Consider the following 23,844-nt stretch of genomic DNA (forward strand, 5'->3'; position numbering starts at 1 on the left):
ATCCTGTGTCCGGTTGGTGTCCGTGTGACGCACGTTACAGGTGTGACTCAGCCCGCCGAACCACGACACGCGGGTCGCCCACTGTGTTTCCATCGAGACATGAAACCTGATGCCACGGTCGTTCTCGACGGTTACACCTACTTCGAGTGCCCCCGGTGGCACGACGGCCGGGTGTGGGTGTCGGACTTCTACACCTTCGAGGTGCTCTCGGCGCTACCCGACGGCTCCGACGTCCGCGTGGAAGCGACTGTGCCGCAGCAACCATCCGGCCTCGGTTGGCTCCCCGACGGCCGACTCCTCGTGGTGTCGATGCGCGATCACACCATCCTGCGTCGTGAGGCCGACGGGACACTGGTCGTCCACGCCGATCTGTCCGAGCACGTCTCCGCCCACCTCAACGACATGCTCGTCGACCCCGACGGGCGGGCCTACGTGGGCAATTTCGGCTTCGACCTCATGAACGGGGGCACCCCGGCCACCGCGACGCTGATCCTCGTGGACCCGGACGGATCGTCGCGGGTCGTCGCCACCGACCTCTGGTTCCCCAACGGCATGGCGCTCACGCCGGACGGCGAACTCCTGGTCGACGAGACGGTCGCCAACCGGATCAGCGTGTTCTCGATCGACGCCGACGGGGGCCTCGGTGAGCGTCGCGACTGGGCGACGTTCGGCGACATCCCCGACATGACCAGCATCGAGACCGCCATCGGCGGACTCAGCCTGGCACCAGACGGGTGCGCCATCGACACCGACGGGTCGCTCTGGGTCGCCGACGCGCTCGGTGGCCGTATCGCCCACGTGGTGGCCGGGCAGGGCGTGGTGGACCAGCTCGACTTCGACAGCGGCGTGTTCGCCTGCGGCTTCGGCGGCGAGGACGGCCGCACCCTCTTCGTCTGCGCGGCACCCGACTTCGACGAGCACGCCCGGAAGGTCGCCCGCGACGGCAAGCTCCTGGCGGTGCAGCTACCCGCGTAGGCGTGAACGGGCACCCTCATTCGCCTGGCGTAACATCCGTACAGTACGGTCTATCCGACTTGCCAACCGATTCGGGGAGATGTTCATGCGCACGTACTTTCGATCATTTGTGGCGGCGGCAGCGGTGGCCGCTGCAATGGTCACCGGAGGATTCGCCACTGCCGCGCCGGCTGCGGCCGCGCCGCGGGAAAAGCCCGTGCAAGGGGTGACGCTCTACAGCAACACTGTCGCCACGTTCGGGGATCACGATTTCTGCCGCGGTTCTGCCAACGCCCGCTACACCTCCCCGAAGCGCGGTGTCCTCCGACTGACACTGACCTCCAACGGGTTCATCGGTAACGGAGCGGGCTGGAAGAAGAACCCAAAGTGCCGAGTGCTGTTCATCGCCAGTCAGGTCAGTTCGGTGTCCCTCCTGGGCGAGACATTCATCCCGGCCACGTTCGGGTCCAAGCCCGGCCAGAAGATCACCCGCGACGTCCGCACAGGTTCCGGGCTGGTGCAGTTCGGCTTGGCGCCGTATTCGGCGAACTCACCCGTACGCGTCTTGCAGGGAAGCGGTTTCACCTCTTACCTTCTCGTGCCGTAGCTCTCGCTGGATCTAACAGAAAAGCCACCGACAGCGTTGCTGTCGGTGGCCCTTCTGTTGCTTCTGTTGTGCCTGTGCCTGCTGAGTCAGCTCAGCGCTGCGGTGCCATGGTGGGGTGTATCGGCGCGGGCAGGAAGGTCTGCTCGCTCAGATACTTGTCCGCACCGGCGGCCGCGGAACGGCCCTCGGCGATGGCCCACACGATGAGCGACTGCCCGCGACCGGCGTCACCGGCGACGAACACGCCGGGGACGGTGGTCGCGAAGTTGTCGTCGCGCACCACGTTTCCGCGCTCGTTGTAGTCGACGCCGAGCTTGTCGAGGAAGTCCTCGCGCTCGGGTCCGACGAAGCCCATGGCCAGCAGCACGAGATCGCACTCGAGCTCGAACTCCGAGTCCTCGACCTTCTCGAACTTGCCGCCGCTCATGACGACCTCGTGGGCCGAGAGTCCGGTGACCTTGCCGTCCGATCCGACGAACTTCTCGGTGTTGACCGAGAACACGCGCTCGCCGCCCTCCTCGTGGGCCGAGGACACCCGGAACATCAGCGGGTACGTCGGCCACGGGGTGGCCTCGGCACGCTCCTCCGGCGGACGCGGCATGATCTCGAACTGGTGCACGATCTCGGCGCCCTGCCGCAGCGACGTGCCGAGGCAATCCGCTCCGGTGTCGCCGCCGCCGATGATGACGACCTTCTTGCCCTTGGCGGTGATGGGCGGCTGGCCGTCGGCGTCGGTGACGTCGTCGCCGAGCTGCACGCGGTTGGCCCAGGGCAGGAACTCCATGGCCTGGTAGATGCCCTCGAACTCACGGCCCGGGATGGGCAGGTCGCGCCAGTTGGTCGCGCCGTTGGCGAGCACCACCGCGTCGTAGTCGGCACGAAGCTGCTCGACGGTGATGTCGACACCGACGTTGACGCCGGTGGTGAACACCGTGCCCTCGGCCTCCATCTGCTCCATCCGCCGATCGATGTGGCGCTTCTCCATCTTGAACTCGGGGATCCCGTAGCGCAGCAGCCCGCCGATGCGGTCGGCCCGCTCGAGCACGGTCACATCGTGGCCGGCGCGCGTGAGCTGCTGTGCCGCAGCCATACCCGCGGGACCCGATCCGACCACGGCGACGGACTTGCCGGTCTTGACGGTCGGCATGACGGGACGAACCCAGCCCTGGTCGAACGCGTTGTTGATGAGCTCGACCTCGACCTGCTTGATGGTCACGGCGGGCTGGTTGATGCCCAGCACGCACGACGCCTCACACGGGGCCGGGCACAGCCGACCGGTGAACTCCGGGAAGTTGTTCGTCGCGTGCAGACGGTCGATGCCGTCCTCCCACTGGTCCTTGTAGACCAGGTCGTTCCACTCCGGGATCAGGTTGCCCAGCGGACAACCCATGTGACAGAACGGGATCCCGCAGTCCATGCAGCGGCTGGCCTGCTCGCGCAGGACCGTGCGATCAAAGTCCTCGTAGACCTCGCGCCAGTCCTGCAGACGCAGGTCGACCGGTCGCCGCTTCGGCAGTTCCCGCTCGGTGTGCTTGAGAAACCCTCGCTGATCAGCCACGTGCCGCCTCCATGATCGCCTCGTCCACGTTGCGGCCGTCCTTCTCTGCCGACTCGATCGCCGCGAGCACCTTCTTGAAGTCGCGCGGCATGACCTTGATGAACTTGTTCTTGGTGTTGTCCCAGTCGGCCAGGATGGCTGCGGCGACAGGTGAATCCGTCTCGTTACCGTGCTTGTCGATGATCCCGTGCAGGAACTCCAGGTCGTCGGAATCCAGCTCGTCGGGGTCGACCAACTCGGTGTTGAGGTTCTCGGGCAGCTTGCCGAACGGGTCGTAGACGAACGCGATACCGCCGGACATACCCGCCGCGAAGTTGCGGCCGGTGTCACCGAGCACCACGACGCGACCGCCGGTCATGTACTCACATCCGTGATCGCCTACGCCCTCGACGACCGCGATCGCACCGGAGTTGCGGACGCAGAACCGCTCGCCCACCACACCACGGAGCAGGATCTCCCCGCCGGTGGCGCCGAAGCCGATCACGTTGCCGGCGATGATGTTCTCCTCGGCGACGAACCCCTCGGGCGCGACGCGCGACGGACGGATCACGATGCGACCGCCGGAGAGGCCCTTGCCGACGAAGTCGTTGGCGTCGCCCTCGAGTCGCAGCGTGATGCCCTTGGGCAGGAACGCGCCGAAGCTGTTGCCCGCCGACCCGGTGAAGTCGATGATCACCGTGCCCTCGGGCAGACCGCTCGCCCCGTACACCTTGGTCACCTCGTGACCGAGCATCGTGCCGACGGTCCGGTTGACGTTCGAGATCGCCGACGTGAACGACACCCGCTCGCCCTTGTCGATGGCCGCCCGACTCTGTGCGATGAGCTGCTGATCGAGCGCCTTGTCCAGCGCGTGGTCCTGTCGGCCCGAGCAGTAGAGATCCTGGTTCATGAACGGCGAGTCCGCCTCGGCGAGGATCGGCGAGAGGTCGAGCTTGCCCGCCTTCGCGCCGCTCCAGTGTGCGAGTGCCTTGCCGGTGTCGAGGGCGGCGACCTGACCGACCGCCTCCTGCAGGGTGCGGAATCCCAGGCGCGCGAGCAACTCCCGCACCTCCTCGGCGATGAACATGAAGAAGTTCTCGACGAACTCCGGCTTGCCGGTGAACCGCTGACGCAGCAGCGGGTTCTGCGTCGCGACACCCACGGGGCAGGTGTCGAGGTGGCAGACCCGCATCATGATGCAGCCCGACACCACCAGCGGCGCGGTGGCGAAACCGAACTCCTCGCCGCCGAGCAGCGCGGCCACGACGACGTCGCGGCCGGTCTTGAGCTGGCCGTCGACCTGCACGACGATGCGATCACGGAGACCGTTGAGCAGCAACGTCTGCTGGGTCTCGGCGAGGCCGAGCTCCCACGGTGCGCCGGCGTGCTTCTCCGACGTCAACGGGGTGGCACCGGTGCCACCGTCGTGACCGGAGATGAGCACCACATCGGCGTGCGCCTTGGAGACACCCGCGGCGACCGTGCCGACTCCGACCTCGGAGACCAGCTTCACGTGGATGCGGGCCGCCGGGTTGGCGTTCTTCAGGTCGTGGATCAGCTGAGCGAGATCCTCGATCGAGTAGATGTCGTGGTGCGGCGGCGGCGAGATCAGACCGACGCCGGGCGTCGAGCCACGGACCTCGGCGACCCACGGGTACACCTTGTGCGGCGGCAGCTGGCCACCCTCGCCGGGCTTCGCGCCCTGCGCCATCTTGATCTGGATATCGGTGCAGTTGGTCAGGTAGTGCGACGAGACGCCGAAGCGTCCCGACGCGACCTGCTTGATCGCGCTGCGCCGCCAGTCGCCGTTCTCGTCCCGATCGAAGCGATCGACGCTCTCGCCGCCCTCACCGGAGTTGGACCGGCCACCGAGACGGTTCATCGCGATGGCGAGGGTCTCATGCGCCTCGGCGGAGATCGAGCCGAAGCTCATCGCGCCGGTGGAGAAACGCTTCACGATCTCCGACGCCGGCTCGACCTTGTCGATCGGGATCGGGTCACGGTCACCGAAGTTGAACTCGAACAGACCGCGCAGCGACGCCATGCGCGTCGACTGGTCGTCGATCAGCTTCGTGTACTCCTTGAACACCTTGTACTGCCCGGTGCGGGTCGCGTGCTGCAACTTGAACACGGTGTCCGGGTTGAACAGGTGGTACTCGCCCTCACGGCGCCACTGGTACTCGCCGCCGACCTCGAGCTCGCGGTGTGCGCGCTCCTCGGGGCGGGCCTGGAAGGCCAGGTTGTGCCGGGAGGCGACGTCGGCGGCGATCTCGTCGAGACCGATTCCGTCGAGGTGGCTCTGCAGGCCGGTGAAGAACTCGTCGACGGTGTCCTGCGAGATGCCGATGACCTGGAACAGCTGCGCGCCGGTGTAGGAGGCGAGCGTCGAGATGCCCATCTTGGACATCACCTTGAGCACGCCCTTGCCCGCGGCCTTGACGTAGTTGGCCTGGGCGGTGGCGAAGTCGATGTCTCCGAGCACGCCGCGCTCGACCATGTCCTCGATGGACTCGAGTGCCATGTACGGGTTGATCGCGGCGGCACCGAAGCCGACCAGGCACGCCATGTGGTGCACCTCGCGGGCGTCACCCGCCTCGACGAGCAGACCGACCTGGGTGCGCGTCTTCTCGCGCACCAGGTGGTGGTGCACCGCCGAGGTCAGCAGCAGCGACGGGATGGGGGCCATCGTCTCGTCGGACTCGCGGTCGGACAGCACGATGAGGCGGACCCCGTCGGCGATCGCCGCGGAGACCTGGGAGCGCACGTCGTCGAGCGCCGCACGCAGACCGGCACCGCCGTCGGCGACCGTGTACAGACCACGGATCTGGACGCTGCGGAAGTCGGGGTAGTTGCCGTCGTCGTTGATGCGGACCAGCTTCGCCAGCGCGTCGTTGTCGAGGATCGGCTGTGCGAGAGCGATCTGACGGCAGGAGTCGGCGGTCGGGTTGAGGAGGTCGCCCTCCTTGCCGATGGTGACGCCGATGCTGGTGACGACCTCTTCGCGGATCGCGTCCAGCGGCGGGTTGGTCACCTGGGCGAACCGCTGCTGGAAGTAGTCGAACAACGTGCGCGAGCGCTGCGAGAGCACCGCGATCGGGGTGTCGGTGCCCATCGACCCGATCGCCTCGGCGCCGGCCTTGGCCATCGGGGTGACGAGCAGGTTGAGCTCCTCGGTGGTGTACCCGAAGACCTGCTGGCGCAGGCGGACCCGATCGTGCGGCATGTGGGTGTGCGGACGATCCGGCAGATCGTCGAGCGCGAGGAAACCCTCGTCGAGCCACTGCTGGTACGGGTGCAGCGAGGCGAGTTCGTCCTTGATCTCGGCGTCGTCGACGATCCGACCCTGATCGGTGTCGACCAGGAACATGCGACCCGGCTGCAGACGCAGCTTCTGCACCACGTCTGCGGGATCGATGTCGAGGACACCGACCTCCGACGCCATGACGACGAGTCCGTCCTTGGTGACCCAGATCCGGCTGGGGCGCAGGCCGTTACGGTCGAGGACCGCGCCGACGACGGTGCCGTCGGTGAAGCAGACCGAGGCCGGTCCGTCCCAGGCCTCCATGAGCGTGGAGTGGTACTGGTAGAACGCCCGGTGCTCGGGCTTCATGCTCTCGTGACGCTCCCAGGCCTCCGGGATCATCATCAGCACGGCGTGAGGCAACGACCGTCCACCCAGGTGCAGCAGCTCGAGAACTTCGTCGAAACGTGCTGTGTCCGAGGCGCCCTCGGTGCACACCGGGAAGATCTTCTCCGATGTGCCCGCGCCGAAGACGGAGGTGTCGATGAGGGCCTCGCGGGCGCGCATCCAGTTCTCGTTGCCGGTGACGGTGTTGATCTCACCGTTGTGCGCGATCCGACGGAACGGGTGCGCCAGCGGCCACGACGGGAAGGTGTTGGTGGAGAAGCGCGAATGGACCAGGCCCAGCGCGCTCTCGAGCCGGGAGTCCTGCAGATCGAGGTAGAAACCGCGCAGCTGCGGGGTGGTGAGCATGCCCTTGTAGACGAACGTGCGGCCCGAGAGGCTCGGGAAGTACACGGTCTCGCGACCGGGGCCGTCCTGCCCGGCACCCTTGGTGCCGAGTTCGGTCTCGACGCGCTTGCGCACGACGAACGCGCGCCGCTCGAGTTCGTCGCCGGATGCGCCGGTGATGAAGAGCTGGCGGAAGGTGGGCATCGCGTCGCGGGCGAGGGCACCGAGCGACGAGTCGTCGATCGGGACGTCGCGCCAGCCGATGACCGTCAGGCCCTCGGCCTCGACGATCTTCTCGACCGACTCGCACGCGGTCTTGGCGTCGAGCGAACCCTGCGGGAGGAACGCGATGCCGGTGGCGTAGGACCCCTCGGGCGGCAGCTCGGTGTCGATGACGGCACGCAGGAAGCTGTCCGGGACCTGGATCATGATCCCGGCGCCGTCACCGGTGTTCGGCTCGGCGCCCGCGGCGCCACGGTGTTCGAGGTTCACCAGGGCGGTGATGGCCTTGTCGACGATGTCGCGACTACGCCGTCCGTGCATGTCCACCACGAAGGCCACGCCGCACGAATCGTGCTCGTTGGCCGGGTGGTAGAGACCCTGAGGACTCGGGTAACGCTGCCCTACTGGGCGGGGAGCCTGCTTCATTTGTTTCGCCCTTACATCGCGCTGACGCGAACATGCCTCACTGCGGCTGAGATTACGGCACTGACGTGCCCTGAGCCCCAGTTAGGACTGCCTCATTCGGCTCTGACCAGCGCGTACACGCCGATCAGCTGGTGATCGCGCTGCAGTGTCAGCGCCGTTGCTGACATGTGCGGATCCACTCACCTGTGGTCATGGCATCCGTTGATAACCGCCGAGGGGTCTCCCCGGTCCGAGATCATCGGTCAATTTTCTCACGACGGTCCCGTAGAGCTGAAATCGGAGCCAGGAATCGTCGTCGGCGAGGTCGAGGTTCGACGCGCCATCTGCTGCGCCGTCTGCTGCAGCGATGAGCCGGTGGATGCCGAGGTCTCCACGATACTGCGCAGCGCAGCGTGCGGCGAGAGATCGTCGCGGCGGCCCACCGCAGCCGCCGCGGCGTCGAGGGGGTCCGACAGATCCGTGCGGCCGAGGTCGGCGACCACGTCGCCGCGGTCGTCACCCGAGGCGCCCCGCAGGCGCGTCCAGACCTCTGCGGTGTACCCGGCGAGCGCATGCGCGGCCTCGACCGACGCGGCATCGAAGGCGTGGTTGTCCGGCGAGTAGAGCGTCAGGTAGCCGGTTCCGTTCGGGCCGGTGAAGAGGCGGAACGACAGGACCGACGCGATGGGCGCGGCGTAGCTGGCCGCGGCACGGAACGACATCCACCGCCCGTCGGACTCGAACGCCTCGATGTGGACGATCGGATCATGTTGTGCCCCTTCCATGCTCGGCCCCTCGGCGTATCGATGCTGGAGCAGGTCGAGCAGGAAGGGGTACTGGTCACTGGCCGCGAGCGTGCGCAGACCCCCTGACGTCCGCAGGGCCAGTCCGGCGCTCTCCACCCCCGGGACGATCCGGACCGTCATGGCGACGATGTCGGCGAGGTCGGAGCGCTCGTCGTCGGGCGCGACCTGAGCGGGAATGCCGTCGTGCGGCAACGGTGTGAGGCGGCCGAGCAGGTTGCGGGCCACCTCGATCACCTCGGTGTGGTCCCAGGTCAGCACCCACTCGTGGCGCCGACCGGCGACCGGCCCGGTGTCGCCGAGATCACGTGCCACGACAGCCATGGCGAAGTCGGAATCGAGGCTGACGTAGGCGAAATGGTCGCGCATGGGCTGCACCTGCGAGCCCCGCACCCCCGGGGGCAGGTCCTCGCCGACACCGATGATGCCGACCAGCGAGTTCGTCGCCGCGAGCTCACCGTAGCGACGCGCCAGCCAGGACGTGTAGAACTCCGGATCGTGCAGGGACAGCAGCACGACCCCGCCGATCCGCCGACCCGACCGCGTCGCGTCGAGGGCCGCTCCGATGCGGGCGATCTCGCTCACCGGCGACACCCGCACCCGGTCGCCTCGCAGCAGGGACGTGGGGTCCGTTCGGGGGGTGGGCACCTGCTCGGGTGCGATCCCCAGCCGCATCCACTCGTCGGACGCGGTGCCGCTGCGATCCACCGCCGTCGCCTCGGCCGGCCGGCCGAGGTGATACCCCTGCACCAGGCTCGCGCCGCATCCGCGGGCTCGATCGAGATCTCGCTCGCTCTCGACTCCCTCGCAGAGGATCCGCGCACCGGTCAGGGCGACGTGATCCCACACCGCCCGTAGCGTTCTCAGCTGTTCGTCGGAGTGCTGGTCGGCGAGCATCGAGCGGTCCAGTTTGATGACGTCGGGCCGCACGATGGACAGCATCGCCACCGAATCGGGGTTGGCACCCACGTCGTCCAAAGCCACCAGGCACGACTGCGACCGGGCCCAGTCCGTCGCGGCGATGACCGACCGCGGATCGGTGAACAGGGACCGTTCGGTCAGCTCGACGACGGTCGGGATCGCCGTGACGATCGCGGCCACCTCGTCGGGGTCGACACGCCACGGGGGTGGTGTACCCAGCACGCTCGGTTCGACGTTGACGAACAGGTACAACGGCGCGGCCAGACCGGCGGCCCCGGCCCCGAGGTAGGCCGACCGTCGGCATTCCCAGTCCAGTTCGGCGACCGCGCCGACATCCCGTGCGCGTGCGAACACCTCGAGTGGCCCCAGGTCGGGGACGTCGGGGAACCGGGCGAGCGCCTCGTGCCCCATCACACGGCCGGAATCGAGCTCGACGATGGGTTGGAACACCGATCGCACCCGGGTGCGTGCGCCGATGATGCCCTGCAACGGATGGCGTGCGGAGACGGACATCGAGATGTTGGCCTTCCCCACGGATTCCACGCCGGTGCCCCCACCTCGGCTCATGCCCTGCACATCGTAGGGGCGGTCCGGATCGACACGGTCGGCGGGGAGTTGACCGAAAACGCGGACACCGCCACCGACACAGTCCTACCTTGGCAAAGGATCGACGAACCCGTGTGGCAACGGGCAAATGGAGAGGCGGCGTCTATGCGCGCACTGGTGACACTGATCGCGACCACGATGATCACGGCAGCGGCCTTGGCCGGCCTCTCGGGCACCGCGTCGGCCCGTCCGCTACCGGTCACCTACTCGCTCGCCGCCGCCACCGCGGTCGCGATCGACCGACCCGACAGCTCCCCGCCGGGCGCCAACGACTGGAACTGCCGACCGACGTCGCAACACCCGCAGCCGGTCGTCCTGAGCCACGGGACGCTGTTCAACATGACCATCGACTGGCAGGCGCTCTCGCCGCTGCTCCGCAACGCCGGCTACTGCGTCTACGCGTTCAACTTCGGACAACAACCCGGGTCGAGCTACCTCGGGTTCCCCGGTGCGGGCAAGGTCGGCGGCACCGGACCGATCGAGCAGTCGGCCGCCGAACTCGCCCGGTTCGTCGATCGGGTGAAGAGGTCGACCGGGGCCGCCAAGGTCGACATCGTCGGCCACTCGCAGGGCGGCATGATGCCGCGGTACTACCTCAAGAACCTGGGCGGCGGCGCCTCGGTCGATCAGCTCATCGGCCTCGCCCCGTCGAACCACGGGACGACGGTTCTCGGGCTCGGGCTGATCCCCGGTGTCCCCGAGACGTTGCGACTCGGTCTGGGCACCGCCATCCGCCAGCAGATCGTCGGGTCGGACTTCCTGCGGCGGCTCAACGCGGGCGGCGACACCGTTTCCGGGGTCCGCTACACGGTCATCGAGACCCGGTACGACGAGGTCGTCACGCCCTACACCTCGGCGTTCCTGACCGGTCCGAACGTGACCAACATCGATCTGCAGCAGGCCTGCGGCCGCAACTACACCGACCATCTGTCGATCACCTACGACCGTCGGGCCCTGAGTTACGTTCTGCGCGCACTGGATCCGGCTGCCCCGATCGCACCCTGCACGTTCTCGTCGCCGCTGTCGGGCGCCTAGAGCCACCCGCGACGCTGCGCGGTGGCCGCCGCCTCGGCGCGGGTGTTCGCACCGGTCTTGCCGATCGCACTCGACAGGTAGTTCCGCACGGTCCCGGCCGAGAGGTGCACCTGTCCGGCGATGGTGGCCACCGTCGCGCCGGACAACGCGGCGCGCAACACCTCCCGCTCGCGATCGGTCAACGGGCTGTCCCCGTCGGTGAGGCTCTCGGTCGCCAGCGTCGGATCGATGACGCGCAGTCCCGCGTGCACCCGGCGGACGGCGTCGGCGAGTTCGGCGGCGGGGGTGTCCTTGACGACGAAGCCGGAGGCACCGGCCTCCACCGCGCGACGGAGATAGCCGGGTCGCCCGAAGGTGGTGACGATCAGCGACCGCGTCTGGGGCCGTGCCTGTTTCAGGATGGCCGCGACCTCGATGCCGTCCGCCCCGGGCATCTCGATGTCGAGCAGACAGACATCGGCGGCCGACGCGGTGGCCGCGGCGAGGACCTCGTCGCCCCGTCCGACCTGTGCCACCACGACGAGGTCGGACTCCAGACCCAACAGGGCCGCCAGTGCGCCGCGGACCAGGGCCTGGTCGTCGGCGAGCAGCAGCCGGATCGGGGTGGTCATCCGACGGTCACCCGTACCGCGGTGCCCGTGCCGGTCGCCCGGACACTGAGCGCCCCACCCGCCGCGTCGACCCGTTCGGTGAGTCCGCGCAGCCCGTTGCCGAAGGCGTGTTCATCGATGCCGCATCCGTCGTCCACGACCTCGATGTGCCCGTCGGTCACATCGACGGCGCAGCGCCGCGCGCCGCTGTGGCGGACCACGTTGGTCACCGATTCGCGCACCACCCAGGCGAACAGGGCGCTGCGGGCGGGCGGGAGGTCGGCGAGGTCGGTGGGCAGGTCGGCCTCGATCTCGGCGGCGGTGAGCGCGGTGCGCGCCGAGGCCAGCTCGGTCCGCAGGTCCGGTGTGCGTAGGCCACCGACGGTGGAACGGACCTCGGCGAGCGCACGCCGCGACATCGAGTGCAGTTCGGCCAATTCGGCTTTGGCACGTTCGGGGTCGATGTCGATCAGGCGCCCGGCCAGCTCGGACTTCAGCGTGATCACGGTCAGCGAGTGACCGAGGATGTCGTGGACGTCGCGGGCGACCCGTTCACGCTCGGCGATCACGGCGAGCTGCTCGTCGAGTTCGCGTTTGCGTTCCTCCGCCGCTTCGCGCTCCCGCTCGCGCAGTTGCAGATTGCGGGCCACCAGCATCGCGCCCCCCGACACCACCAGTGCGATCACGGTTCCCGGGTCGAAATCCCATCCGTCGAGCACCTCGGGCCCGATCAGTGCGAGGCCGACCACGACCGCGGTGACCGCGATCCCGAACGGACGGGAGAGCCCGAAGACGGTGATGGCGATCAGGAACGGCCCGAACGACAGGCACCCGTTGGCGAGTATCGGTTCCGTCGCCGCGGCGATCAGCGCGAGCACCACGAAGTACCGCAGGGCGACCCGGGGATCGGGACTGCTGCGCTGCATCGGTATGACGTGCACACAGGCCACGACGTAGAGCGCACCGAACGCCGCGATCAGCGCCAGCCCCGCCACGGTCCGCGCAACCGATTCGTCGGCGCCGAGCAGGCTGATAACGGGGTAGGCGAGAAAGACCAGCCAGATGGCCGGGAAGGCCCACCGGATGTCGTCTCGGCCCGGCGAACGCACTCTCACCGGACCGACTGTAGGCCGCGCGACGACGGAACTCGCGCCATCACTGGCGTTCGGTGCCGCGGCGGTAGAAGAACACCGCGGCGGCGGTGAAGATCACCGCCCAGACCCCGATGTTGACGATGCTCACCCAGAGCGGGATGTGGTCGCCGTAGACGGTGTCGCCACCGGTCATCGGGTAGTTGGCCAACGAGTTGATGCCGAACATCGGGGTGAACATCGAGAACGTGAGCATGGAGCCCTGCAGAGGGACGAAGACGTTGCCGCCGAAGGCCAGCAGGGTCAGCACACCGCCGCTGACCTGCATCGCGGCCTCGGACTTCAGTGCGCTGCCGATGGCCATACCGAATGCGGCGAACACCGATGACCCCAGCCAACCGAGCAGGATCGATCCGATCCAGACGGGTGCGGGCGCTCGAGCGCCGGTGAGCACACCGACGACCGACAGCACCATCAGTGGCAGCGCCGCGATGGTCATGGCGACCATCGCCTTGGACGCGACGTAGGCGAGTGGCGTCAACGGCGTCAGCCTCAGGGTGCGCGTCCACCCGTCCCGCTGCTCCAACGCCACCGACGCGGCGTTCGTCGTGGTCGCGAGAATTGAGCCGTAGACCGCCATGTGCACCATGACGTACGCCGCGGTGTTGGCGTGACCGATCATGTCCGAGCCGTACTTCTGCGTTGCGCCGAACACGACGTAGAGCAGGGTCGGCATGGCGAGGGTGAAGATCATTGCCCGGCGGTTGCGCAGCACCCGGCGGACGTCGATGCGCACGTAGGTGGGCGAGAAGCCGCGCAGGGCCCTGGAGCCGGCCGGCGTGGTGGCGAGAGTGGTCATCGGGTCTTCTCCGGGGTCGACGAGGTGAGGGCGACGAACGCGTCCTCGAGGTTGTGGGCGACGATCTCGAGATCGTGGGCGGCGTCGTACTGGAACAGGAAGCGCGCGACGGTGTCGGAGTCCTCGGTGGTCAGGTAGACGCGCCCACCCCGCACCTCGGTGGCGGTGACGTTCGGTGCGTTGGCGATGATCCAGTCGATCCGGTCCGGGGCCGCTGCGGCGGAGACGACGCGGCCCGAGGCCCGGGCGCGGATCTGTGCCGTCGAACCGTCGGCGACCACCCGGCCGCCGGCGATCATCACGATTCGGTCGGCGAAGTCGTCGGCCTCCTCGAGATAGTGGGTCGCGAAGACGATGGTGCGACCGTTGCCCGCGTCGTCGCGCATGGCCGCCCAGAAGCCCCGGCGAGACTCGACGTCCATCCCCGCGGTCGGCTCGTCGAGGACGATGAGGTCGGGGTCGCCCAGCAGCGCCAGCGCGAACTTCACCCGTTGACGTTCTCCACCCGAGCATTTCGAGACCTTGCGACCGGCGATGTCGGCGATGTCGGCGCGGGCCATGACCGTGGCGGGATCGATCGAGCCGCCGTACGTGGAGGCGACGATGGCGACCGTCTCACCGACCGTGAAGTCGTCGAGCAGCCCACCGGTCTGGGTGACCGCCGAGATACGCCCGGCGGCAACCGCTTCGGCCGGGCTGTGGCCGAACAGCTCGACGCGACCGGAGTCCGGGTTGCTCAGGCCGAGGATCATGTCGAGCGTCGTGGTCTTGCCTGCGCCGTTGGGGCCGAGAAACGCGACGACCTCACCCTGACGGATGGCGAGGTCGACGCCGTCGACGGCACGGACGATGCCGCCCCGCCTGTCGGAGAAGGACTTGGTCAGTCCTTCGGCACGGAGTGCGAGTGGGATGTTCATACCCATGACGGTGCGCCGACAGCGCTCCCGTCACCGGGATCAGATGTCACGCATCGCCCATGACAGATGTCACGGCCGTCCTGATGTCCGATTCAGTTTTATCCGCCGATCGCCCACACCCGTCGCCGCGCGGCGTTACCGTCGGAAAGCGGGTCCACCGACCGAGGTCCTGCGCGACGAGGAGGAATCGGTTCGATGGTCTTCACCGCCCGGGGGCCGGAGTCCGACGGGGACCCGGCCGGCGAGCACGCCGACATGCCCTGGCACACGCGCCGCGGATCGCGCCGGTCCCGCACCCTCAACAGTTCGCTCGGGTTGGCCATACCGGCCCTGAGCTCCGGGTTCGGACTGCGCTCGGTCCACGCCCGCACGGCACCCTCACCCGCGATGATCAGGGCGTATCGCCCGATCGTCAACCAGTCGATGATCCGGTTCAGCCCTGTTCCACGTGGAACATCGGTCTCGACGGTCCGCGAGCGACACGGAGTCCGCGGCGAATGGGTGCACGGTCCGGGCGTCACACCCGGCGGCACGATCATCTACTACCTGCACGGCAGCGGCTTCGTCGTCTGCTCTCCACGCACGCACCGCGGGCTCGTCTCGCGCCTGTCCACGCTGACCGGTCTCCCCGCCTTCAGCCTCGACTATCGACTGGGGCCCGAGTACCGGTTCCCTGCTGCCGGCGACGACGCCATCGCCGGGTATCAGTGGTTGCTCGACAGGGGCTACTCCCCGAATCAGATCGTCGTCGCCGGCGACTCGGCGGGCGGCCACATGGCGCTCGACCTGCTCGCACACAACCACGCCCACGGCATCGGCCAACCCCGCGCCATGGTGTTGTTCTCGCCGCTGTCCGACCCCACCTTCGGGTTGTCGTTGGCTCGGCAGAACAGTGGACACCGCGATCCGATGATCGATGCGCGGCTCGGGGCGAACGTGATCCGGATGTATCTGGGGGACGTCCCCGACGACCACCCGCGGCTGACCATCCCCGTCACGCCGGAGATGGCGCTGCCACCGACGCTCATCCAGGCCGGGTCGCTCGAGGTGATGGCCGATGACGCCCGCGACATCCACCATCGACTGACCGCCGCGGGCGGCCGGAGCGAATTGCAGATCTGGCCTGATCAGACCCACGTCTTCCAGATGTTCCCGCTGTTCGCCCCCGAGGCCGGGCGCGCGGTGCGCGCGGCCTCGTCGTTCGTCACCCAGCAGTTCGACTCATCATCGGCGAGGTGACCGCGGCGATCCGCGACGCGTCGAACTGCGTGCGCAGCGCCCGGGACCGGACCACGAGGCCGACAACACGGACCGCCACCATGGTCAGCGCCCAGATCACGAAGAACGGTGCGATGGCCTCGGTGGTGAGGTGCATCGACATCATGTGTTCGCCGACCCAGGTCTGGAACGTCGGGATGTCGGACACAGCCCAGACGAACCCGATCCGCGCGACCATCGCGACGAGCCAGACGGCGACGAATGCGCCCCCGCAGCGGGTCATGATCTCCCCGGCGGTGCGGTCGGCCCACATCGCGGTCGACGCGTAGGCGAGCACGCCGAACACCAGTCCGATCGCCGCGCCGACGAGATAGAGGGCCACCGAGTTGTGGTCGGTGGGCGCATCCTTCAGATAGGAGTAGCCGAATCCGGACACGGCCAGAATCGGCATGGCGATCTTGTGCCACCCGAAATGCCGTGTGCCGTATTGGGTGGCCATCATGAGGGCGAAGATCCCGCCGCTGATCTCGACTGCCTGGGTGAGGTCGGACATCGTTGCTCCTTGGGTTGTCCCGGTGATCCGGTGCGACCGGTGTGTCGCTCGAGATCAACTCTGCTGCGGCGGGCCCCAGAGCGGATCGACCCCGGAGTGGACCCGGGATGGAGAAACGTCTCCACCCGCGGGTGGAGGACGCACGCGCCCGGTCGATGGCATCGTGGTCACCTATGCGCGTTCCGAACCTGTCCCGACTGGCGCCGCCCGTACCGGCTGACGGTCACCAGGGCGCGGGGATCACCGATGCGACGATGATGCGGCTGCTGCCGCTGATCAACGTGGTGGTGGTCGTCTGGGCGTGGTTCACGGTCTCGCCGCTCGGCCTGTCGGGGTCGGGTCTCTACGGGCTGATCCTTATGATCGTCGGTTCGATGGCGATGTCGCTGCGGCTGTTGCCGTCGGATCTCCTGTCGTTCCGGCAGGGCTTCGTGGCCACACTCGTCGGCGCGGTAGTCGCCGGTCTGCTGTTCGGGTTCGATCCGTCCAGCGCCGCAACGGCCTTCGCGCCGATCATCGCCGGTACCGCGGGCTTCCGCTTCACGCCGGTGCCGGCGATCACCATCGCCGCCGTCACCTCGGCCACCGCATTCCTCGCCACGGTGGTCCGTTACGACGGCATCCCCTACTGGGCCCTCATGGTGGGTCTGGCCGTGCTCATCGGGATGACCCGCCGCGACCGGAGTGAGGCGCTACGCCTCGCCAGGGAGAAGGTGGAACAGACCGAACGCGCGGTCGCGTCCGAGAGCCGCGCCCAGGTGCTGGCCGAGCGGGCGCGGGTGGCCCGCGAGATCCACGACGTCCTCGCCCATTCGCTGTCGGGAGTCAACATGCAGCTCAACCTCGCCGACGCGCTGCTGGAAGACGGGCGGACCGACGCCGGGCGTGAGGCTGTGGCCGTCGCGCAGACTCTGGTGACCGACGGCCTCGTCGAGGCCCGCAAGGCCGTCTACGCGCTGCGCGACGAACGCCGCGACCTCGTCGCGACCATCGAGTCGATGTCGCTGGGTGAGACCGAGACGGTCACGGTGACCGGGCGGCCGCGGGCCATCGACAGCCGGACCAGCGGGCATCTCGAACGCATCGTGGGCGAGGCTCTCACCAACGCGCGCAGGCACGCGCCCGGCGCACCCACCGCGGTGACCGTCGTGTTCGGGGCTGATCTACTGACCATCGAGGTGGTCAACTCGACGACGGGAGATCAGGTGTTCGACGACGGTGCCGGTGTCGGAGTGACCGGTATGCGGGAGCGGGCGGCCGAGATCGGCGCACGGCTCACGGCCGGCGGCGACGGGCGCAGCTGGACCGTGCAAGTGGAGGTCGACCTGTGACCACCGATCCGATCCGGGTGGTCATCGCCGACGACCAGGCGACCATTCGTGACGCCCTGGCGGTGATGCTCGATCTGGTGTCGGACCTGTCGATCGTCGCCACCGCCGCCGACGGCGCGGCCCTCGTCGACGCGGTGCGCGACCACCGACCCGATGTGGTCCTGACCGATCTGCGGATGCCGGTGATGGACGGCGCCGACGCCACCCGCACGTTGCTCGAGGAGAACCCGGAACTGCCGGTCATCGTGCTCACCACGTTCGATGACGACGACTCGGTGTTCCGTGCGCTCGACGCCGGTGCGCGCGGCTACCTGACCAAGGACGCCAACCGTCACGAGCTCGCCGCCGCGATCCGTTCCGCCGCGGCCGGACAGTCGGTGCTCGATCGTGCGGTGCAGCGACGTCTCCTGCGTGGCGCCCGGGGCGGCACCGACCAGGCCACTGCCCCGGCGGGCGGTCCGGGACCCGACTCGCTGACCGCGCGGGAACGAGAGGTGTTGACGCACATGGCCGACGGGTCGACGAACCGTGAGATCGCCGCCGCACTGTTCGTGAGCGAGTCCACCGTCAAGACCCACATCAACAACGTGTTCGCGAAACTCGCACTGCGCGATCGCGGTCAGGCCATCGCGTTCGCGCATAGGCACGGGCTGGCCGACGGCTGACGCGCCCTCGTCAGGTTCCGCCGTCCGTGTTCTCAGCCTTCGAGCGCCGGAGGTCGCTGATCCACGCCGCGCCGAATGCGAGGACGACAACGACCGACAACCAGCCGGCGACGGTGGCGCCTGCGGCGAAGTTGAGAATTGTCGTGCAGGTTGCGATCACCAGTGCGAGCAACCAGATTCGAGACCGGGGCAACGGCCCTCCTTCCATTCGTTAGTCATGGTAACCGTCTGATTGGCTGCCCACCTCTGACTCGAGTCGCCCCCGCGCTCCGCGGAGCGCAGCCGACTCGGATTGTCAGAGGTCCTCGATATCATTGCGACACACATAACTGCATGTCATCGGGGGAAACATGACGGTCACAGCCATTGCGTCGAAACGCTCCGCGGAGCGCGGGGACGACGCGCACGACATCTTCGACCACGCGAGTCCGGACGGTTTGTCCGATGATGCGCTCACCGAGCGGGTGGTGGGATACGCGAGTCAGATCGCTGCCCTCACGGCCCGCTTCCTCGATCTGCTGCGAGAGTTCGACACCCGTGGGGTGTGGTCCGGGGAGGGCATCAACTCGTGCGCGCACTGGTTGTCGTGGCGCACCGGGTTGTCGCTGCGCGCGGCGCAGGATCATCTGCGGATCGCCTATGCGCTACATGACCTGCCTCAGATGCACGAAGCGCTCGCCGAGGGTCGGCTGTCGTACTCGAAGGTGCGTGCGCTGACGCGGGTGGCAACCCCGGACCGTGAGGAGGAGCTGGTGTCGGTGGCGCTGTCGGCGACCGCGGCCCAGGTCGAGAAGATCGTCCGATCGATCAAGCACATCGACCGAAGCGAGGACGAATCCAGTAGTGGCCACGTCGAATCGACTGCGCAGTGGCGGTGGAACGACGACGGGACACTGGCGGTCACGATGCGTCTCGCGCCCGTGGACGGAGCGCGATTCCTCGCCGGCGTGGTGCGCAGCGAATACGAACGGACTCGCACCGCCGACGATCCCGACCTCCCTCTCCCCGGCTCCGACGACTCCTCCGGTGACAACGCTCCGCGGAGCGCGAACGGATCGGTCGATCTGTGGCGCCACGTCCCGTCGAACATCGCCGAGGCGGTCATCGCGATGGCCGACACCGCGCAGACGGTGATCGCGATGCCCGACTTCGCACCCGGCGCGGAGGTCGTGATCCACAGCGAGACAGACATTGACGCCGATTCCACGCAGTCACATCTCGATGCCGGACCGGCCGTTTCCGACGCGGAGGTCGACGAGGCCTCATGCGGCAGTTCGACCCGGCGGGTCACACACGGGAAAGGCCGCAGAGGTGTCGCACTGAAGATGGGTCGCAAACGACGACTGCCCACGCGTGCTCTGCTGCGGGTGGTGTTCGAACGCGATCGCGGATGTCGACATCCGGGGTGCGGTCGGACGCGCCACCTGCATGCACATCACGTCCGGTTCTGGCGCGACGGCGGCACCACCGATCCCGACAACCTCATCATGCTGTGCTCGACGCATCACCGTGCGTTGCACCACGGGAAGTTCTCGATCCGTGCCCTTGGGGCACAACAGTTCTCGTTCCATCGCACCGACGGTTCGCTGATCGAGGTCGCCCCGGCCACGCAGGCGCCCGCGAACTGGCGAGCAGACGCGCACATCGCATCGGACGCGGTCGAGCCCGTCGGCGCAGGACGCCTCGATCTCGGCTACACCCTCGAGGTTCTCTACGCGGCATGGGAATGGCGCGAGGGCCAGGCACCGACTCCGATCGCCGCCTGATCGCGCTCCGCGGAGCGCGGAATCAGGTCACGACCCCATCCACGCGATGATCTCATCGGCGATGTGCTCGCCCCGATCCTCCTGCAGGAAGTGCGCGGCCCCGGTGATGGTCACCTGATCGTCGACCGTCGGCATGAGGTCGATGAACGCCTGGCCTGAGCGTGGGTGCGGGAAGACCGGGTCGCTGTCGGAGAATGCGAGCAACGCCGGCTTGTTCCACCGGGAGAGTTCGTCGGCGACACGGGCCATCACGGCGGCGCCCGCGGCGGACTCGTCGACCGGGACGATCAGCGGGAACTGTGCGGCTCCGGCCTTCGATCCCGCGGTGGGGAACGGTGCGTCGTAGGCGGCGATGACGTCAGCAGGCACATCGGTCGCGGTGCCCCCTCCCACGATTGTCCCGACCGGCAGATCGGGATTCTTCTCGGCGAAGTCGCGCCAGGCGAGAAATCCTCGGCTGACCCGTCCGGTGAACAGCCCGGTGTTCATGATGACGATCCGGTCGACGCGATCGGCATGTTCGACCGCCCACCGCAGACCGATCGGGCCACCCCAGTCCTGGACGACGACGGTCGCTTTCGTGACCTGCAGTTGGTCGAGCACGTCGTCGGCAATGGCCGAGTGCCGGTCGTAGGAGTACCAGTCGCGGTCGGTGGGTTTGTCGGACCGCCCGAAACCGGCGTGGTCGTAGGCGATCACGCGGTTGCCGGCGTCGGCCAGAGGACCGATCATCTTCCGGTACAGGTAGCTCCACGTCGGTTCGCCGTGGAACAGCACGATCGGGTCGCCGGAACCCACGTCGACGTGGTGGATACGCAGGCCCTCGGACTCGAGGTAGCGGGGCTCGTGATGCCAGCCCGGCAGATCCGCGAAGCGCTCGTCCGGGGTGCGGTAGACGTCCACGTCTCAGCCGACGTTGACGCCGAAGTCGCGCGCGATGCCGGCCAACCCGCTGGCGTATCCCTGCCCGACCGCTCGGAACTTCCATTCACCGTTGCGTCGGTACAGCTCGCCGAACACCATGGCCGTCTCGGTCGAGGCGTCCTCGCTCAGGTCGTAGCGCGCGAGCTCACGGCCGTCGTCGCTGTTCACGACGCGGATGAAGGCGTTGATGACCTGACCGAAGTTCTGGCCCAGGTTCTCCGCGTCGTGGATGGTCACCGCGAAGACCATCGAGTCGACGCCGGGATCGACGGCCTTGAGGTCCACATTGACCGACTCGTCGTCACCTTCTCCCTCACCGGTGAGGTTGTCCCCCGTGTGCACGATGGAACCGTCGGGCGAGGTCAGATTGTTGTAGAAGATGAACCAGCTGTCGGACAACACTTTTCGGCTTGTTCCGACTGCGAGAACGCTCGCGTCGAGGTCGAAGTCCGCGCCGTTGGTGGAACGGACGTCCCATCCGAGACCGACACTCACCGCACGGAGATCGGGCGCCTCCTTGCTCAACGAGACGTTCCCACCCTTGGCCAGGCTCACCGACATCGCGTACCTCCTCGAATCACCACAACTGATCGCGTTGTCGTCAACGGTACCGACGTGCGGCTCACTCCGGCTGCGAGCGCGCCACAACGAAGTCGCGGAACCGCGCCGCTGCCGGCGACAGGGGTCGGTCACGTTGCCAGACGATGCCGATCTCACGCCACGTCCGCGAGCCGGCCAGCGGGATCACCGTTACCGACACCGGGATCTGTGGCGCGTCCTCGATGGGCAGCACCGCGACTCCCAGACCGGCGCCGACGAGTCCGGCCACCGTCCCCAGCTCGCTGGACTCGAAGGTGATGTCGGGGCGGAAATCGGCCTCAGCACAGAGCTCTTCGAGGATTCGGCGCATACCGAAGCCCTGCGCCATCGACACGAACGGCTCCTCGGACACCTCCCCGAGCGACACCTCGGACCGTCCGGCCAGACGGTGATCCCCCGGTACCGCGAGACCCAGTCGCTGTCGGAGCAGTGGCGCCCACACCACATCGGTTCCGGCCGGTCGGGGCGAGACGATCGCGAGGTCGGCGTCGCCGACGCGCACATGGTCGACGATCGTCTCGGCTGCATCCTGGGTCAGGGTGAACGCGACGCGGGCCTCGCGCCGGAAGTCGCCGATCAACTGCGGCACCAGACGGACGCCGAACGAGTGCAGGAACGACAGATGGACGGTCCCCTCCACCGGGTCGACGAGATCGGCGATCTGATGGCGCGCCGCCTCGAGTTCGGCCCGCGCCCGCCGCGCGTGGGTGAGAAAGATGCGTCCGCGGTCGTTGAGCGCGAGACGTTTGCCGTGTCGGTCGAACAGCGGCGTGCCCAGTTCGCGTTCGAGGCGGGCCAACATACGGGACAACGTCGGCTGCGAGATGTGCAGTCGGCGCGCGGCCGCGGACACGTTCTCGGACTCCGCGAGGTCCACGAACCATTCGCTGTCGCCCAGCATCGAGTTCCCCCTGTTATGCGTTCAGAGCATAACCATCGCACAAATCATTCATTTCACATCGAAGTCGGTGAGTGGCATCGTTTGCAAGGGAAAGGGGCGAGATGACTGCGACTGCTTCGACGTACGAGGCCACGGGGAACGGTGCGCTCGCGCCGACCGGCCATCAGGCCGGTTCGGTGCCGTTCCGCAAGGCGACGATTGCTCTGTTCGCGGCGGGTATGGCCGCTTTCATGGCGATGTATCACGTGCAGGCGATGCTGCCGGTGTTCTCCGACCACTTCGGGGTCTCGCCCACCACGTCCGCTCTCACCGTGTCGTTGACGACCGGCATGCTGGCGTTGGCCATCATCCCGGCAAGCGTGTTGTCGGAGCGCTACGGGCGCATTCGCGTGATGGTCATCTCCGCGATCGCCGCGTCCGTTCTCGGTCTCCTGCTGCCGTGGTCGCCGAGTATCGAGATCCTGCTCGGAGGGCGCGCCCTCGTGGGCATCCTGTGCGCCGGTGTCCCCGCCGTCGCGATGGCGTACCTCGCCGAGGAGATCGACGGCCCGTCGCTGGGAAAGGCCATGGGCTACTACGTGTCCGGTACCACGATCGGCGGTTTGACCGGGCGTCTCGTCCCGGGTCTGGCTGCCGACGTCGTCGACTGGCGGTGGGCGCTGGAGATCGCGTGCCTGGTGTCGCTGGCGTTCGCGCTGGTGTTCATCAAGCTGGTGCCGGCGTCGAAGAACTTCGCACCCCAGCGGGTCACCATCCGGACGACGCTGTCGAACCTGTCCGGGCATCTGCGCGACACCCCGATGCTGTGTCTGTTCGGCTTGGCGTTCGTGCTCATGGGCGGGTTTGTCACGGTCTACAACTTCCTCGCCTACCGACTGCTGGATTCACCGTTCTCGTTGCCGCAGAGCATCGTCAGCCTGGTGTTCCTCATGTACCTGGCGGGGACCTTTTCCTCCACCTACGCCGGCCGGATGTCGGATCGCCACGGTCGAGGTCGCGTCCTCGGCGTGTCGATCGCGGTGATGGCGGCGGGTCTCGTCGTCACCGTTCCCGACTTCCTGCCGAGCACCCTGGTCGGCGTGTTCTTCTTCACCGCAGGCTTTTTCGGGGCGCACTCGGTGGCGAGCAGCTGGGTCGGTGCCCGCGCCAGCGACCACCGCGCCGAGGCCTCGTCGCTGTACCTCTTCGGGTACTACCTCGGCAGCTCGGTTGCCGGCGCCCTGGGCGGTATTGCCTTCTCGGCTTTCGGTTGGGTCGGTGTCGCGGCCTACGTCGGCGTGTTGATGGTGATCGGTGCGGTGCTCGCCGGGCTCGTCATCTCCAATGTCGCCCGGGAGCCCGTCGAATCCGTGGCGTGAGGCTTCGC

20 protein-coding genes are annotated in these 23,844 nt (G+C 67.8%); 8 read left to right on the forward strand and 12 right to left on the reverse strand.

From position 1 onward, the window contains the following. The first annotated feature begins 99 nt into the window (after window positions 1-99). Window positions 100-975 carry an SMP-30/gluconolactonase/LRE family protein gene (locus tag IEV93_RS04695; RefSeq protein WP_188487375.1) on the forward strand — a complete coding sequence of 292 codons (876 nt, stop codon included), beginning with the start codon at window positions 100-102 and terminating at the stop codon, window positions 973-975. A 79-nt stretch (window positions 976-1,054) separates the two neighbouring features. Beyond that, on the forward strand, window positions 1,055-1,561 hold the full coding sequence (locus tag IEV93_RS04700) for an enoyl-CoA hydratase (RefSeq protein ID WP_188487377.1): 507 nt from the start codon (window positions 1,055-1,057) through the stop codon (window positions 1,559-1,561). A gap of 91 nt (window positions 1,562-1,652) precedes the next feature. On the opposite strand, the gene IEV93_RS04705 is transcribed toward IEV93_RS04700, so the two are convergent. The 3 genes from IEV93_RS04705 to IEV93_RS04715 form a co-directional block, all read right to left on the reverse strand. Then, a complete protein-coding gene (locus IEV93_RS04705; protein WP_188487379.1) occupies window positions 1,653-3,119 on the reverse strand; it encodes a glutamate synthase subunit beta in 1,467 nt (488 codons plus the stop codon). Further along, window positions 3,112-7,719, reverse strand: a complete 4,608-nt coding sequence (gltB, locus tag IEV93_RS04710; RefSeq protein WP_188487381.1) for a glutamate synthase large subunit — start codon at window positions 7,717-7,719, stop codon at window positions 3,112-3,114. Before gltB ends, IEV93_RS04705 begins: the two co-directional genes overlap by 8 nt. A 251-nt stretch (window positions 7,720-7,970) precedes the next feature. Beyond that, window positions 7,971-9,989 carry an EAL domain-containing protein gene (locus IEV93_RS04715; RefSeq protein ID WP_188487384.1) on the reverse strand — a complete coding sequence of 673 codons (2,019 nt, stop codon included), beginning with the start codon at window positions 9,987-9,989 and terminating at the stop codon, window positions 7,971-7,973. Window positions 9,990-10,133: 144 nt separating this feature from the next. Between IEV93_RS04715 and IEV93_RS04720 the strand changes: the two genes are divergently transcribed. Continuing rightward, window positions 10,134-11,063 carry an esterase/lipase family protein gene (locus IEV93_RS04720; RefSeq protein ID WP_308690844.1) on the forward strand — a complete coding sequence of 310 codons (930 nt, stop codon included), beginning with the start codon at window positions 10,134-10,136 and terminating at the stop codon, window positions 11,061-11,063. Here IEV93_RS04720 and IEV93_RS04725 read toward each other — a convergent pair. The 4 genes from IEV93_RS04725 to IEV93_RS04740 are packed head-to-tail and all read right to left on the reverse strand — an operon-like array spanning window position 11,060 to window position 14,520. Beyond that, window positions 11,060-11,674 carry a response regulator transcription factor gene (locus IEV93_RS04725; protein WP_188487386.1) on the reverse strand — a complete coding sequence of 205 codons (615 nt, stop codon included), beginning with the start codon at window positions 11,672-11,674 and terminating at the stop codon, window positions 11,060-11,062. The two genes, IEV93_RS04720 and IEV93_RS04725, sit on opposite strands and share 4 nt — an antisense overlap. Beyond that, window positions 11,671-12,768 (reverse strand): sensor histidine kinase, encoded by a 1,098-nt coding sequence (locus IEV93_RS04730; RefSeq protein ID WP_188487389.1) that lies wholly within the window; start codon window positions 12,766-12,768, stop codon window positions 11,671-11,673. The genes IEV93_RS04725 and IEV93_RS04730 overlap by 4 nt, the downstream gene beginning before the upstream one ends. A gap of 40 nt (window positions 12,769-12,808) precedes the next feature. Then, the gene (locus IEV93_RS04735) at window positions 12,809-13,603 is read right to left on the reverse strand and encodes an ABC transporter permease (protein WP_188487391.1); all 795 of its coding nucleotides are present in this window, start codon (window positions 13,601-13,603) and stop codon (window positions 12,809-12,811) included. Then, complete coding sequence (locus IEV93_RS04740; protein ID WP_188487393.1) at window positions 13,600-14,520, reverse strand: ABC transporter ATP-binding protein; 921 nt, start codon at window positions 14,518-14,520, stop codon at window positions 13,600-13,602. Before IEV93_RS04740 ends, IEV93_RS04735 begins: the two co-directional genes overlap by 4 nt. 195 nt (window positions 14,521-14,715) lie before the next feature. Between IEV93_RS04740 and IEV93_RS04745 the strand changes: the two genes are divergently transcribed. Then, entirely contained in the window at window positions 14,716-15,759 is a 1,044-nt protein-coding gene (locus tag IEV93_RS04745; RefSeq protein ID WP_229704889.1) for an alpha/beta hydrolase, read from the forward strand. Here the strand turns inward: IEV93_RS04745 and IEV93_RS04750 are convergent. Next, a complete protein-coding gene (locus IEV93_RS04750) occupies window positions 15,725-16,291 on the reverse strand; it encodes a hypothetical protein (protein ID WP_188487395.1) in 567 nt (188 codons plus the stop codon). The two genes, IEV93_RS04745 and IEV93_RS04750, sit on opposite strands and share 35 nt — an antisense overlap. 173 nt (window positions 16,292-16,464) lie before the next feature. On the opposite strand from IEV93_RS04750, the gene IEV93_RS04755 reads away from it, so the two are divergent. Both IEV93_RS04755 and IEV93_RS04760 read left to right on the forward strand, forming a co-directional pair. Further along, on the forward strand, window positions 16,465-17,622 hold the full coding sequence (locus IEV93_RS04755; RefSeq protein WP_188487397.1) for a sensor histidine kinase: 1,158 nt from the start codon (window positions 16,465-16,467) through the stop codon (window positions 17,620-17,622). Continuing rightward, on the forward strand, window positions 17,619-18,287 hold the full coding sequence (locus IEV93_RS04760; RefSeq protein WP_188487400.1) for a response regulator transcription factor: 669 nt from the start codon (window positions 17,619-17,621) through the stop codon (window positions 18,285-18,287). Before IEV93_RS04755 ends, IEV93_RS04760 begins: the two co-directional genes overlap by 4 nt. 10 nt (window positions 18,288-18,297) lie before the next feature. Here the strand turns inward: IEV93_RS04760 and IEV93_RS04765 are convergent, their stop codons facing one another. Then, window positions 18,298-18,480, reverse strand: coding sequence for a hypothetical protein (locus IEV93_RS04765; protein WP_188487401.1), 183 nt, complete (start codon window positions 18,478-18,480; stop codon window positions 18,298-18,300). 157 nt (window positions 18,481-18,637) lie between these two features. Between IEV93_RS04765 and IEV93_RS04770 the strand changes: the two genes are divergently transcribed. After that, entirely contained in the window at window positions 18,638-20,053 is a 1,416-nt protein-coding gene (locus IEV93_RS04770) for an HNH endonuclease (RefSeq protein ID WP_188487403.1), read from the forward strand. Between the two features lie 27 nt (window positions 20,054-20,080). Here the strand turns inward: IEV93_RS04770 and IEV93_RS04775 are convergent, their stop codons facing one another. The 3 genes from IEV93_RS04775 to IEV93_RS04785 all read right to left on the reverse strand — a co-directional run bounded on the left by IEV93_RS04775 (window position 20,081) and on the right by IEV93_RS04785 (window position 22,478). Further along, on the reverse strand, window positions 20,081-20,956 hold the full coding sequence (locus IEV93_RS04775) for a haloalkane dehalogenase (RefSeq protein ID WP_188487405.1): 876 nt from the start codon (window positions 20,954-20,956) through the stop codon (window positions 20,081-20,083). Between the two features lie 3 nt (window positions 20,957-20,959). Further along, window positions 20,960-21,538, reverse strand: a complete 579-nt coding sequence (locus IEV93_RS04780) for a TerD family protein (RefSeq protein WP_188487407.1) — start codon at window positions 21,536-21,538, stop codon at window positions 20,960-20,962. A 61-nt stretch (window positions 21,539-21,599) separates the two neighbouring features. Further along, complete coding sequence (locus tag IEV93_RS04785; RefSeq protein WP_188487410.1) at window positions 21,600-22,478, reverse strand: LysR family transcriptional regulator; 879 nt, start codon at window positions 22,476-22,478, stop codon at window positions 21,600-21,602. Between the two features lie 101 nt (window positions 22,479-22,579). Here IEV93_RS04785 and IEV93_RS04790 point away from each other — a divergent pair, with 101 nt between their 5' ends. Then, window positions 22,580-23,836, forward strand: coding sequence for an MFS transporter (locus IEV93_RS04790; RefSeq protein ID WP_188487412.1), 1,257 nt, complete (start codon window positions 22,580-22,582; stop codon window positions 23,834-23,836). Window positions 23,837-23,844: the final 8 nt, after the last annotated feature.

The sequence above is a fragment of the Williamsia phyllosphaerae genome (assembly GCF_014635305.1).
Lineage (GTDB): Bacteria > Actinomycetota > Actinomycetes > Mycobacteriales > Mycobacteriaceae > Williamsia_A > Williamsia_A phyllosphaerae.